We start from the raw sequence: 13,345 nt of genomic DNA, 5'->3' as shown, positions 1-13,345 counted from the left end.
GGGGTGAGGGTCCGGCATCAAGCATTGCTGTACAGACCAGCGCACACACGAAAAAGGCAGCCTCACGGCTGCCTTTTTTGTGTGTCATTCGACCTATCGGTCGAATCAATTGCTTAAAGCCACTGCATCAACACTCAACCAGCGCGCCACCCTGCACCGGCGCGCGGCGCCAGGCTCACTCCTCGGCAAGCATCTGGCTCAGCTTTTCGCGCGCCGGCTTGGCCAGCTTCTTGTTCTCCAGCGCGAAGCGGATGGTCGCCTCGACCAGGCCCAGGTGGGTACCGCAGTCGAAGCGGGTGCCCTCGAAGCGGTAGGCGTCCACTTCCTCGCTCTTCAGCAGCGCGGCGATGGCGTCGGTCAGCTGGATCTCGCCGCCGGCACCGGTGCCGGTGCTTTCCAGCAGTTCGAAGATCTTCGGGCTGAGCACGTAGCGCCCCACTACCGCCAGGTCGCTCGGCGCGTCTTCCGGCTTGGGCTTCTCCACGATCTGCGCGATGCGGCCCTTGCGGCCGTCGAAGGCATCGGTCGCCACGATGCCGTAGCTGGCGGTGTTCTCGTGCGGCACGTCTTCCACGGCGATCACGCTGGCGCCGCTGCGCTCGTTCAGATCGGCCATCTGCTTCAGCGCGCCGTCGCCGCGGTTCCAGATCAGGTCGTCCGGCAGCAGCACCGCGAACGGCTCGTCGCCGATCACCGACTTGGCGCACAGCACCGCATGGCCCAGGCCCAGCGCTTCGGCCTGGGTCACGAAGATCGCGCGCACGCCGTCGGGCAGCACGTGGCGGATCATTTCCAGCTGTTCGTGCTTGCCGGCACGCTCCAGCTTCTGCTCCAGTTCGTAGGCCTTGTCGAAATAATCCGCGACCGCGTGCTTGTAGCGGTTGGTGACAAAGATCAGGGTGTCGCAACCGGCTTCGATCGCCTCGTCCACCGCGTACTGGATCAACGGCCGATCGATGATCGGCAGCATTTCCTTGGGAACGGTCTTGGTAGCGGGAAGGAAGCGGGTACCCAAACCTGCGACCGGGAATACTGCCTTGCGGATTCTCTTGCTCATCAGAGCCTTCTGGCCTCGCGTGCGGGAAATGGAACGATTGTAGCGGAGCCGTCGTGACCGTCTTGCTGACGCAAGGGCGCGAACTCCGGCATGGTCATGCGCAACACCTTCTCGATGGTGTCGCTGTCGTAGTCGGCCACCGCGGCGCGCAACTGCTGCACGCCGCGCAGCACGTCCTCGCGCGAGAAACTGCGCACGCCCGCCTCCAGAATCTTCGGATGCGAGGTGGGCCGGTAGTTCTCGTCGGCGTAGAACAGGGTCTCGTGCAGTTTCTCGCCGGGGCGCAGGCCGGTATAGACGATGGCGATGTCGCGCCCGGGCTGCTTGCCCGCCAGGCGGATCATCTGTTCGGCGAGCAGGCGGATCGGCACCGGCTCGCCCATGTCCAGGGTGTAGATGGCGCCATGCGACGCGGAAGCCGCCGCCTGCACGATCAGTTGGCTGGCTTCGGGAATGGTCATGAAGTAGCGCGTCACCTGCGGATCGGTGACCGTCACCGGGCCGCCCTGGCGGATCTGCTCGCGGAACAACGGCACCACGCTGCCGGCCGAATCCAGCACGTTGCCGAAGCGCACGGTCACGAAGCGCGTGCTCACCGCCTGGTCGTCCAGCGACTGGCACACCATTTCGGCGTAACGCTTGGACGCGCCGAGCAGGTTGACCGGATTGACCGCCTTGTCGGTGGAAATGAACACGAAGGTCGAGACCTTGGCCGCAACACAGGCACGCGCCACGTTCTCGGTGGCCAGCACGTTGTTGCGCACCGCCTCGCGGCACTGCTGTTCCAGCAGCGGCACCTGCTTGTAGGCGGCGGCATGGAACACCGCGTCCGGCTCGGCCACCTGCATGGCGTGGCGAATCACCGCCGGATCGCCGCAGTCGCCCAACACGCACTCGATCTCCAGATCGGGGAAAGTGCGGTGCAGGTCGGCATGGATGGTGATCAGCGACAGTTCGTTGATCTCCAGCAGCACGATCTTGCGCGCGCCGTGACGCGCGCACTGCCGGCACAACTCCGAGCCGATCGAACCGCCGGCGCCGGTGACCAGCACGGTACGCCCGGACAGCCAGCCCTTGATCAGCTTCCAGTCCGGCGTCACCGGCTTGCGCCCGAGCAGGTCCTCGATCGCGACCTCCTTGAGCTCGCCCGGCAGGTAGTGGCCCTCGAGCACGTCGAGCAGGCGTGGCACGGTGCGGAACGGCAGGCCGGTGCTTTCGCAGATCGCCACCACCCGCTGCATGCCGGCCGCGTCCAGCGACGGGATCGCGATGACCAGCAACTTGGCCGCGGTCTCCTTGGCGATCGCGCCGGCTTCGTCGATGCGGCCGAGGATCGGCAGACCCTGCAGCTTGGCACCGTGCAGATGGCCGGCGTCGTCGACGAAGCCGACCGGGTGGTAGGCGCCGGAACGGCGCAGGTCGCGCACCAGCGCCTCGGCCGCACGGCCGGCGCCGACGATCAGCACGCGCCGCGCGGTGTCGTCCGAATGCGCGATCTGGTAATCCTTCCAGGCGCGGTACAGCAGGCGCGGCGCGCCCAGCAGCGCCGACAGCGCGAACGGATACACCATCAGCACCGACAGCGGGATCGCATCGAAGCGGCTGTAGGCCAGCCCCAGCACGATTGCCACCAGGCCATAGAAGCTGGCCTTGAAGATATTGAGCAGGTCGGGAACGCTGGCAAAGCGCCACAGCCCGCGGTACAGGCCGACCTTCCAGAACACCAGCCCCTGCGCCACCAGCACGATGGCGGTGTTGAGGTTCCACAACGGCAGCGGATGCTCGCCGGGGAGCATGGTGTAGCGCGCCGCGTGCAGCAGTTGCCAGCAGACCCAGACGATGGCCAGATCGTGGACGACCACGGAGGCCTTGGGAAACAACTCGGTGACTCGGTCGCGCGTGGAGAGCATTCAGTGATCCATGAGAGTTCGGCGCATCCGCTTGCGCAAAGCCAGCCAAAGCACACCTGCCGCACAGAACCAGGCGAGCGTCAGACCCGCCTGCGCGCTCACGTCCAGGGGCCTGCCCAGCCGCGCAATTGTAATCGCGACAATGCTGAATAGACCGTAGGCGAGCGTCACGACAGTATGGCTGCTGCCGGTGTGTACCCAACGCTGATAAAAATGTTGCGTGTGTGGTTGCCACCAGCGTTCGCCGGCGAGCATGCGCGCGGCGAGCGTGAAGCCGGCGTCGATGGCGAAGGCCGACAGCGGCAATGCCGGCAGCCAGGGCGCCTGCCCTCCGACGACGATGCACCAGGCGAACAACGCGGCGATCAGGTAGCCGAGTGCGCCACTGCCGACATCGCCGAGGAAAATGCGTGCCCGGGGGTAGTTGAACGGCAGAAATCCCGCGCACGCCACCAGCAATACCCAGCATGGCCAGCGCAGCGGCGCCGGCAGCAACCACGCCAATCCCAGGGCGGCCAGCATCGCCTGGCTGCTGGCCAGACCATTGATGCCATCCATGAAATTCCAGATATTGATCAACGAAACCGTCGCCAACCCTACCAGCGCGACCACCCACAGCGGTTGGTTCGTTTTGTAGACAAGTGCAGCCAGCAGGGTCGCCGCCGCCACATGCACCAGCAATCGGAGCCCCGCAGACAGCGACCGGTGGTCGTCCCACCAGCCGATGCCGGCCACCAGCAGCAGGCCGGCCGCGACGGTGGCGATGCCGGTGCCGTGTTGCGGCCACTGCAACGCCGCCCAGCCGAAGCCCAACAGGACCGCCGCCACGATCGCCACGCCGCCGCCACGCGGCGTCGCCACGGTGTGGCTGCGCCGCTCGCCGGGCGCGTCCATCAGCTTGCGTTTGAGTGCGTAGCGGCGCGACAGCCAGGTGCCGGCCGCACTGACTGCCCCGAGCGCCAAGAGCAGCGCGGCTCCTGCGATGGGCACTACACCACCGCGTAGTTGAGCAGAGGCTTGACCGTGCCCCACTCCTTGCAACTGGGGCATTGCCAATGATGGGTGCGCGCGCCGAAACCGCAGCGGGTGCAGCGGTAGCTGGGGTTGCGCACCAGCAACTGGTCGGTGATGTGCTTGAGGTCCTGCAGGGTCGCGGTGGAGTCGGCGCCCTCGGCCAGGGTCAGGTCGATCAGCGCGGACTCGCCGCGTACCGACGGGCGGTCCTTGAGTTGCCGGCCCAGGTAGGAGCGCGCGGCGGAAATGCCTTCCTGCGACTCCATCAGGCGGGTCAGCGCCAACACCGGTGCGATGCCGCGGTAGTGCTCGGTCATTTCCGACAGGAACGCGCGCGCGCCGCTGAGATCGTTGCCGCGGCGGTAGCACTCCATCAGCGCCGGCATGATCTCCGGCAGGTAGTCCGGGTCATGGCGCGCGGCACGCTCGAAGGCGCGGATGGCGGCCTCGTCGTTGCCGTCGTCGACGTCGATGCGCCCTTCCAGGATGCCGGCGCGCACCGACTTGGCATCGGCCTGGTAGGCGCGCGCGATCGCCGCCCGTGCCAGGTCGTTCTTGCCCGAGGCGCGATAACGGTCGGCCAGCTCGCATTCGAACTGGGCGATCAGCTTGCCCATCGGCTCGCCGGTCACCTCTTCGTAGCGGGTGGCGTTGTCGATGGCCTTTTCCCAGTCCCGCTCGGCCTGGTAGATGCTGATCAGGTGCTTGAGCGCCTGCGGCGCACGCTGGTCGATCTGCGCCAACTCGGTGAACACGGTTTCGGCGCGGTCCAGCAGCCCCGACTTCATGTAGTCCTCGCCCAGCGCCAGCAGGGCCTGCACGCGCTGCGCATCGCTCAGGTCGCCGCGCTGGACCAGGCCCTGGTGCAGGCGGATGGCGCGATCGACCTCACCGCGGCGGCGAAACAGGTGGCCCAGCGCGACCTGGGTCTCGAAGGTTTCCTTGTCCAGTTCGGCGATGTGCAGGAACAGCTCGATCGCCTTGTCCGGCTGCTCGTTGAGCAGGTAATTGAGGCCGCGGAAATAGGTGCTGGAGAGCCGGCTGACCTGAGTGTCGCCATGGCGCTGGCCGCCACGGCGGCCGATCACCCAGCCGCTCAGCGCCGCCAGCGGCAGGAACAGGAAGAACCAGAACCACTCGGTCAGAAAGTCCATCGAAGATCAGCGTCCGTCCAAGGGCTGGTGGGCAGCATGGGGAGAGACCGGCGCAGCGGCCGGCGCAGCGGCGTTCGCGGCCTTGTTGGCGCGACGCAGCTTGGCATACAGGGGAATCACCAGGGCCGCCAGGACCAGCGAGGCGCCGATCAGCACGCCGGCGAACAGCGAGACGATGATGGCGATGCCGGAGGTGGTGGCGATGCTGGAGAACACGAAGTTGATCTGGATCGGCTGCGAATTGAGCGACCCGATGACCAGGCCGGCCAACAGCAACACCAGCAAAATCAGCAGTCGTGCAATCTTCATGAGCAACTCCAGCGTCGGGAGACACTAGATTAGCCGAACAGGCGTGGATTCCGGCAAGCGCCGGACGCCGGGCTCAGGGCGTATCGGATTCGACCGGGACGACGCCGCTGACGCGCTCGCGCAGCTCCTTGCCGGGCTTGAAATGCGGCACGTGCTTGCCGGGAAGCGCGACGGACTCGCCGGTCTTGGGATTGCGTCCCAGGCGTGGCGGCCGGTAATGCAGGGAAAAGCTGCCGAAGCCGCGGATCTCGATGCGATCGCCGCCGGACAGGGCGCCGCCCATCATTTCCAACAACGACTTCACCGCCAGATCGACGTCGTCCGACTTCAGATGCGCCTGCTTGCGCGCCAGGATTTCGATCAGCTCGGATTTGGTCATTACGGATTCGTGCAGTGGGGGCCGCAACCTGGCACGGCCCGGGAAACCGGGCCGTGCCAGAAACGCTGCGTGTGGCGGATTACTCGGACTTGTTGCCGTTCAGCTGCGCGCGCAGCAGCGCACCCAGCTGGGTGGTGCCGCCCGACGCGGACTGGTATTCCTCCAGCACTTCGCGCATTTCGGCATCGTCCTTGGCCTTGATCGACAGCTGCAGGGTGCGGCCCTTGCGGTCCATGCCCACGAACTTGGCTTCGATCTTGTCGCCGACCTTCAGGTGCTGGCTGGCGTCGTCGACGCGCTCGTTGGCGATGTCGCGCGCGGCAACGTAGCCTTCGATGCCGTCGGCCAGGTCGATCGTGGCGCCCTTGGCGTCCACTTCACGCACCACGCCCTCGACCTTCGAGCCCTTCGGGTTGGCGGCCATGTACTGGCCGAACGGATCCTGCTCCAGCTGCTTGACGCCCAGGCTGATGCGCTCGCGCTCCGGGTCCACCGCCAGCACCACGGCTTCCAGCGTGTCGCCCTTCTTGAAGTTGCGCACGATGTCTTCGCCGGTGGTGTTCCAGCTGATGTCCGACAGGTGCACCAGGCCGTCGATGCCGCCGTCCAGGCCGATGAAGATGCCGAAGTCGGTGATCGACTTGATCTGGCCGGACACCTTGTCGTTCTTCTTGTGGGTGGCGGCGAAGGTCTCCCACGGATTGGCGGCGACCTGCTTCATGCCCAGCGAGATGCGGCGACGCTCTTCGTCCACGTCCAGCACCATCACTTCGACTTCGTCGCCGACCTGCACGACCTTGGACGGGTTGACGTTCTTGTTGGTCCAGTCCATCTCGGACACGTGCACCAGGCCTTCCACGCCCGGCTCGATCTCGACGAACGCGCCGTAGTCGGTGACGTTGGAGACCTTGCCGAACACGCGGCTGTTGGCCGGGTAGCGACGGGCGATGTTGTCCCACGGATCCTCGCCCAGCTGCTTCAGGCCGAGGCTGACGCGGTTACGCTCGCGATCGAACTTCAGCACGCGCACGTCCAGCTCGTCGCCGACGTTGACCACTTCGGACGGATGGCGCACGCGCTTCCAGGCCATGTCGGTGATGTGCAGCAGGCCGTCGATGCCGCCCAGGTCCACGAACGCGCCGTAGTCGGTCAGGTTCTTGACCACGCCCTTCAGGATCGCGCCTTCCTGCAGCTTGTCCATCAGCTGCTCGCGCTCTTCCGAGTGCTCGCTCTCGACCACGGCACGACGCGAGACCACCACGTTGTTGCGCTTGCGGTCCAGCTTGATCAGCTTGAACTCCAGTTCCTTGCCTTCCAGGTAGGCCGGGTCGCGCACCGGGCGCACATCCACCAGCGAACCGGGCAGGAACGCGCGGACATCCTTGATGTCCACGGTGAAACCACCCTTGACCTTGCCGCTGATGCGGCCGGTGATGGTCTCGTTCTTCTCCAACGCTTCTTCCAGCTCGTCCCACACCATGGCGCGCTTGGCCTTCTCGCGCGACAGCACGGTCTCGCCGAAGCCGTTCTCGAGCGAGTCGAGCGCGACCTTGACCAGGTCGCCTTCGGCGACGTCGATCTCGCCAGCGTCGTTACGGAACTGCTCGATCGGCACGATGCCTTCGGACTTCAGGCCGGCGTTGATCACCACCACGTCGCCGCGGACTTCCACGACGGTACCGGTGACGATGGCGCCGGGCTTCAGCTTGGCCAGGTTGGCTTGGCTGGCTTCGAACAGTTCGGCAAAAGATTCGGTCATTTGAAATTACTCTAGTGGACACACGGACAGGACGTTTTCTTCTGGAAAACAGCGACTGCCCACCTGGTTAGTCGGCCCGAACAGCGGCCGGGTGTGGAATGGAAAAACCGCAGCGCGGAATTGCGCGGCGGAGCCTTTGACACATTGCTGGAACATGGGTGTTGCGGATGTTGCGAGAAACCGGCGGCCGCCATGACGAGGCCACCCTGCTGCCCTGCCCCTGCGCGCCGCTCAGATCGGCAGCAACTGCAGGACGCGGCCCACCACCTGGTCGATGTCCATCCCGGTGGTATCGAGGAGGACGGCATCGTCTGCCGGCCTCAGCGGCGCCACCGCGCGTTGGGCATCGCGTGCGTCGCGGGCCATGATCTCGCGCAGCAGGTCGTCGAATATAACGGAAACCCCTTTTTCCTTCAACTGCTTATGCCGGCGCTGGGCGCGTTCCTCGGCGCTGGCGGTCAGGAATACCTTGTACGGGGCGTCCGGGAAAATCACCGTGCCCATGTCGCGACCGTCGGCGACCAGCCCCGGCGGGGTGCGGAAGGCCCGCTGGCGCTGCTTGAGCGCGGCGCGCACCTCGGGAATGGCGGCGATCGCCGAGGCCACCGCGCCGGTGGTCTCCAGGCGCAGCTCGTCGGTGGCGTCGGCGCCATTGATCCGGACCCGCAGGCCGCCGCCGGCGACCTCGTCGAAGTCCACTCGGGTATCGAAGGTGCAGCGCACCAGGGCGGCGGCGTCGGAAATGTCCAGGTTGGCCCAGCTGGCCGCAACCCCGACCGCCCGGTACAGCGCCCCCGAATCCAGGTAATGCCAGCCCAGGCGGGCGGCGACGATGCGGCTGACGGTGCCCTTGCCGGCCCCGGAAGGGCCATCGATGGTCAGGACGGGAGCGGGCTCGTTCATGCGGTTCCTCGGGACGGGGGCGGCGCATTGTAGCGCCGACGCCGGCCCGGCTGGCGCAAGCAGTTGAAACCATGAAGAAAACCAGGCTACAATCGCCGGCTTACTGATCCCGCGACATGGTTTCGGCCGTGCCGCCCTCCTTCGAATCCACAAGTTTACGCCGAGGTGTGCCATGAAAGTCCTGTCCTCCCTGAAGTCGGCGAAGGCCCGTCACCGCGACTGCAAGGTGGTCCGCCGCCGCGGCAAGGTCTTCGTGATCTGCAAGTCCAACCCCCGTTTCAAGGCGCGTCAGCGCTGATCCGACCCGGCCTGCCCTGCCGCACCGCGCGCAGCGGTGGCCGGTCGTCGACGAAAGCCGCCTTCGGGCGGTTTTTTGTTGCCGAAGTTTGCTGTAATCGGCGTTCGTCCTCTGGGGAGTCCACCTGATGAAGCATCGTCTGTCCATCCTGCCGCTGCTGGCCGTGTTGGGCCTGGCCGGCGGCGCCCACGCCGAGACCTTGCTGGTCGATCGGGTCAAGGAGGAACCCGCCGCGGCGCTGCCGACGCGCGGCCTGAGCATGGCCCAGGTGCAGGCGCGCTACGGCGCCCCGCAGCAGAGGCTGGAGCCGCGCGGCGGCCAGAAGCGGCAGTGGCCGACCATCAACCGCTGGGTCTATCCCGCCTTCACCGTGTACTTCGAGAAGCAGAAGGTGGTGGACGTGGTCGCCAACAAGGCCGATTCCAACGAGATCGGCCCGAAGCCGGCGATCCGCTGACGCCGGTCCCGCGCCCGCTGGCGGGCGCCCCTGCCGGACGCTCCGGCGCGGCCGTGTCGCGGTCGCCCGGCCGTGGTCCCGCACAAAGCCCCTGCATCTGCCGGTGCCGGGATATGAATGCCACGCCCTGGCGCGATGCCGGGCACAACCTGAGTAGTCGTCGCAATGTCTGATCGCCTTCGCCTTCCCGCGGAATGGGAACCCCAGTCCGCCATCCTGATCGCCTGGCCGCATGCCGGCACCGACTGGGCCGAGCGCCTGGCCGAGGTCGAGGAGACCTACATCGCCCTGGTCGCGGCGATCGTGCGCTTCCAGCGGGTGCTGATCTGCGTGGCCGATGCCGACCTGCAGACCTATGCCGAGGCGCGGCTGCGCTCGGCGCGGGTGGACATGCAGCGGGTGCGTTTCGTCGAGGCCGACTACGACGACACCTGGCTGCGCGATTCCGGGCCGATCACCCTGGCGCGCGCAGGCGGCGGCTTCCAGTTGCTGGATTTCCGCTTCACCGGCTGGGGTGGCAAGTTCCAGGCCAGCCGCGACGACCAGCTGGTGAGCGTGCTGGCCGAGCAGGGCCTGTTCGCCGACAGCGACGTGCGCCGCATCGATTTCGCCCTGGAAGGCGGCGCCATCGACTGCGATGGCGCCGGCACCCTGCTGACCACCTGGCAGTGCCTGCACGAGCGGCACCCGCAGCGCAGCCGCGAATCGCTCAGCCATGACCTGGCCGAGTGGCTGGCCCAGCAGCGCGTGCTGTGGCTGGATCACGGCTACCTGGAAGGCGACGACACCGACGCGCACATCGACACCCTCGCCCGCTTCGCCAGCGCCGACGCGATCGTCTACCAGGCCTGCGACGACGCCGGCGATTCGCACTACGCGGAGCTGCAGGCGATGGGCGCGGAGCTGGCCGCGCTGCGTACCGCCGACGGCGCGCCCTATCGCCTGTTCCCGCTGCCGTGGGCGCAGCCGGTGATCGACCAGGGCCGGCGCCTGGCCGCGTCCTACGCGAATTTCCTGATCGTCAACGGCGCGGTGCTGATGCCGGCCTACGGCGACCCGGCCGATGCGCAGGCGCAGGCGGTGATGGCGCAGGCCTTCCCGCAGCACGAGATCGTCCCGATCCCGTGCCGCGCGCTGATCTGGCAGAACGGCAGCCTGCACTGCATCACCATGCAGTTGCCGGCCGGCCTGCTGGCGGACTGAGCCGCCGCGCCGCCGCCGCCCACTGGCGCAGCGCCGACCACACCCTGCCGCCGCCATGCGCGGCGCGGGATTCATCTCCCCGGAACCTGCCGCGCGGCCATCCGCGCTACCATGCCGGTTTACCGCGAACCTTGATTCCGTAATGAGCCGAAACACTCTTTCCGTCGCGCTGATCCAGGAGCGCAACCACGGCGACGCCGCGGCGAACCTGGCAGCGATCGAATCGCGTGTGGCCGAGGCCGCCGCGCAGGGCGCGCAGTTGGTGCTGCTGCAGGAACTGCACAACGGCGCGTACTTCTGCCAGCACGAGTCGGTGGACGAATTCGACCTGGCCGAACCGATTCCCGGCCCCAGCACCGAGCGCCTGGGCGCGCTGGCCAAGCGCCATGGCGTGGTCCTGGTCGGCTCGCTGTTCGAGCGCCGCGCCGCCGGCCTATACCACAACACCGCGGTGGTGTTCGAGAAGGACGGCAGCCTGCTGGGCAAGTACCGCAAGATGCACATCCCGGACGATCCGGGCTTCTACGAGAAGTTCTACTTCACCCCGGGCGACCTGGGCTTCACCCCGATCCAGACCTCGGTCGGCCGCCTCGGCGTGCTGGTGTGCTGGGACCAGTGGTACCCGGAAGCGGCGCGGCTGATGGCGCTGGCCGGCGCCGAACTGCTGCTGTATCCCACCGCGATCGGCTGGGACCCCAACGACGAACAGGCCGAGCAGGAACGCCAGCGCGATGCCTGGATCCTCAGCCACCGCGGCCATGCCGTGGCCAACGGCGTGCCGGTGCTCAGTTGCAACCGGGTCGGCCACGAGCCGTCGCCGCTGGGCGCGGCGGGCATCCAGTTCTGGGGCAACAGCCACGTGCTCGGCCCGCAGGGCGAGTTCATCGCCGAGGCCGGCAGCGAGCCGACCGTGCTGGTCTGCGACGTGGACCTGCAGCGCAGCGAGCACGTGCGGCGGATCTGGCCGTTCCTGCGCGACCGCCGCATCGACGCCTACGGCGACCTGCTGAAGCGCTACATCGACTGAGCCGCCCCGCCTTGGACGACCTGCAGCTGCGTGCGGCCGAGGCCGCCGACGTTCCCGCGATCACCGCGCTGTACGCCGACGAGGTGCGCCGCCACGTCAACACCTACGAGGACGTGGCGCCGGACCAGGCCGAGATGCTGCGGCGCATGCAGGACGTGACCACGCGCGGCTATCCGTACCTGGTCGCCTGCACCGCCGACGGGCGCCTGGCCGGCTATGCCTACGCCAGCAGCTACCGGCCGCGCGCCGCGTATCGCTGGACCGTGGAGGACACCGTCTACGTTGCTCCCGCGCTGCACGGCCGCGGCGTCGGCTCGGCGCTGTTGCAGGCGCTGATCGCCGCCTGCGAGGCGCGCGGCTTCCGGCAGATGATCGCGGTGATCGGCGAGCCGGGCAATCACGCCTCGGTCCGCCTGCACCAGCGTTTCGGCTTCGCGCCGGTCGGCGTGTTCCGCGGACTCGGCCGCAAGCACGGACGCTGGCTGGATACCCTGCAGATGCAACGCCCACTGGGCCCCGGCGCCGACGAGGCGCCCTCCGATGAGTGATGGAATGAACGCAATTTCCCAGGCCGACGGCGACGACGCGCTGTTCGACGGCCAGCCCTACCGCATCGTCGAACGCGACGGTGTCCGCTATACCCTGCTCGGCACCGCGCACGTCTCCCTGGCCAGCGTCGCTGCGGTGGAACGGGCGATCGGCAGCGGCCGCTTCGACGCGGTGGCGGTGGAACTGGACCCGCAACGCCTGCAGGCGCTGACCGATCCCGACGCGCTGACCAAGCTGGACCTGGTGCAGGTGATCCGCAAGGGCCGCGTGGCCCTGTTCGCCGCCAACCTGGCGCTGGCCGCCTACCAGCGACGCCTGGCCGAGCAACTGGGCATCGAGCCCGGCGCCGAGCTCAAGCGCGCGGTGCTGCTGGCGCGCGAACGGCAACTGCCGGTGTACCTGGTCGACCGCGAGGTCGGCCTGACCTTCAAGCGCGCCTCCAGCCGGCTCGGCTTCTTCGGCAAGCTGAAACTGGCCAGCAGCCTGCTCGGCGGCCTGTTCGCCTCCGACGAGGTCGGCGAGGCGGAGATCGAGAAGCTCAAGCAGGGCGACATGCTCGAAGCCAGCTTCGGCGACTTCGCCAGCGAAAGCCCGGCGCTGTACGAGACCATCATCGCCGAGCGCGACCGCTATATGGCCACGCGCCTGCGCGAGGAACAGGCGCAGCAGCGCGCGCTGGCGCTGCCTGGCGCCGCCGAGCCGCTGGACGGCAGCGCCGGCGTGCGCGAGGTGCTGGCGGTGGTCGGTGCCGGCCACCTGGCCGGCCTGGCGCGGCACCTGCAGGGCGACCAGGACGATCCGGCGACGCTGCGCAAGGCGCTGGAAGACGTGCCGACCAAGAAGAAGGTGCCGTGGATCACCCTGACCCTGACCGCACTGGTGCTGGGCGGCGTGGCCTGGGGCTACTGGCACGGCGGCTTCGCGTTGGGCACCGACCTGCTGCTGCAGTGGGTGCTGTTCACCGGCGGCCTGGCCGGGCTGGGCTGCATCCTGGCCGGCGGCCATCCGCTGAGCGTGATCGCCGGCGCCATCGCCGCACCGCTGAAGCCGTTCCGCCCCGGCGTGCCGGCCGGCGCGTTCAGCGCCCTGGTCGAAGTGCACATGCGCAAGCCGGCCTACGGCGACTTCCTGGCGCTGCGCGACGACGCGCAGAACCTGCGCGGCTGGTACCGCAACCGCGTCTCGCGGGTGGTGCTGACCTTCCTGCTGACCAACCTGGGCAGCATGCTCGGCGTGTGGCTGGCCGGCTTCCGCATCTTCGGCAAGCTGGCGGGTTGAGGAATCCCGCGCGGCGGCCGACGTCGCCGCGCACGTTTTGCCCTTGTG

At 67.8% G+C, this 13,345-nt stretch carries 14 protein-coding genes; 6 read left to right on the top strand and 8 right to left on the bottom strand.

Going from position 1 to position 13,345, the window contains the following annotated elements:
* Positions 1-175: 175 nt before the first annotated feature.
* The 8 genes from galU to cmk form a co-directional block, all read right to left on the bottom strand.
* On the bottom strand, positions 176-1,057 hold the full coding sequence (gene galU / locus AC1PME_RS09755; protein ID WP_254457867.1) for a UTP--glucose-1-phosphate uridylyltransferase GalU: 882 nt from the start codon (positions 1,055-1,057) through the stop codon (positions 176-178).
* Positions 1,057-2,967, bottom strand: coding sequence for a polysaccharide biosynthesis protein (locus AC1PME_RS09750; RefSeq protein WP_254457866.1), 1,911 nt, complete (start codon positions 2,965-2,967; stop codon positions 1,057-1,059). Before AC1PME_RS09750 ends, galU begins: the two co-directional genes overlap by 1 nt.
* The gene (locus AC1PME_RS09745) at positions 2,968-3,957 is read right to left on the bottom strand and encodes an MraY family glycosyltransferase (RefSeq protein ID WP_481097973.1); all 990 of its coding nucleotides are present in this window, start codon (positions 3,955-3,957) and stop codon (positions 2,968-2,970) included. It abuts the gene before it with no gap.
* Entirely contained in the window at positions 3,957-5,135 is a 1,179-nt protein-coding gene (lapB, locus tag AC1PME_RS09740; RefSeq protein WP_254457864.1) for a lipopolysaccharide assembly protein LapB, read from the bottom strand. The genes AC1PME_RS09745 and lapB overlap by 1 nt, the downstream gene beginning before the upstream one ends.
* Positions 5,136-5,141: 6 nt before the next feature.
* Entirely contained in the window at positions 5,142-5,444 is a 303-nt protein-coding gene (locus AC1PME_RS09735; RefSeq protein ID WP_254457863.1) for a lipopolysaccharide assembly protein LapA domain-containing protein, read from the bottom strand.
* Positions 5,445-5,517: 73 nt separating this feature from the next.
* Complete coding sequence (locus AC1PME_RS09730; RefSeq protein WP_010342890.1) at positions 5,518-5,823, bottom strand: integration host factor subunit beta; 306 nt, start codon at positions 5,821-5,823, stop codon at positions 5,518-5,520.
* A gap of 79 nt (positions 5,824-5,902) precedes the next feature.
* Complete coding sequence (rpsA, locus tag AC1PME_RS09725) at positions 5,903-7,582, bottom strand: 30S ribosomal protein S1 (RefSeq protein ID WP_010342889.1); 1,680 nt, start codon at positions 7,580-7,582, stop codon at positions 5,903-5,905.
* 231 nt (positions 7,583-7,813) lie between these two features.
* Positions 7,814-8,485, bottom strand: a complete 672-nt coding sequence (gene cmk / locus AC1PME_RS09720; protein WP_307550204.1) for a (d)CMP kinase — start codon at positions 8,483-8,485, stop codon at positions 7,814-7,816.
* 172 nt (positions 8,486-8,657) lie between these two features.
* On the opposite strand from cmk, the gene ykgO reads away from it, so the two are divergent.
* The 6 genes from ykgO (at position 8,658) to AC1PME_RS09690 (ending at position 13,297) form a co-directional block, all read left to right on the top strand.
* Positions 8,658-8,783 carry a type B 50S ribosomal protein L36 gene (gene ykgO / locus AC1PME_RS09715; RefSeq protein WP_010342887.1) on the top strand — a complete coding sequence of 42 codons (126 nt, stop codon included), beginning with the start codon at positions 8,658-8,660 and terminating at the stop codon, positions 8,781-8,783.
* 127 nt (positions 8,784-8,910) lie between these two features.
* Positions 8,911-9,240, top strand: a complete 330-nt coding sequence (locus tag AC1PME_RS09710) for a hypothetical protein (protein WP_307550202.1) — start codon at positions 8,911-8,913, stop codon at positions 9,238-9,240.
* Between the two features lie 165 nt (positions 9,241-9,405).
* Positions 9,406-10,443, top strand: coding sequence for an agmatine deiminase family protein (locus AC1PME_RS09705; RefSeq protein WP_307550200.1), 1,038 nt, complete (start codon positions 9,406-9,408; stop codon positions 10,441-10,443).
* A 142-nt stretch (positions 10,444-10,585) separates the two neighbouring features.
* Positions 10,586-11,470, top strand: a complete 885-nt coding sequence (locus tag AC1PME_RS09700) for a carbon-nitrogen hydrolase (RefSeq protein WP_254457860.1) — start codon at positions 10,586-10,588, stop codon at positions 11,468-11,470.
* A gap of 11 nt (positions 11,471-11,481) precedes the next feature.
* Positions 11,482-12,018, top strand: coding sequence for a GNAT family N-acetyltransferase (locus AC1PME_RS09695; RefSeq protein ID WP_254457859.1), 537 nt, complete (start codon positions 11,482-11,484; stop codon positions 12,016-12,018).
* Positions 12,011-13,297 carry a TraB/GumN family protein gene (locus tag AC1PME_RS09690; RefSeq protein WP_481097972.1) on the top strand — a complete coding sequence of 429 codons (1,287 nt, stop codon included), beginning with the start codon at positions 12,011-12,013 and terminating at the stop codon, positions 13,295-13,297. Before AC1PME_RS09695 ends, AC1PME_RS09690 begins: the two co-directional genes overlap by 8 nt.
* Positions 13,298-13,345 lie beyond the last annotated feature (48 nt).

Source organism: Xanthomonas sp. NCPPB 901 (assembly GCF_056725085.1).
This window is presented reverse-complemented; position numbering and strand designations above follow the sequence as displayed.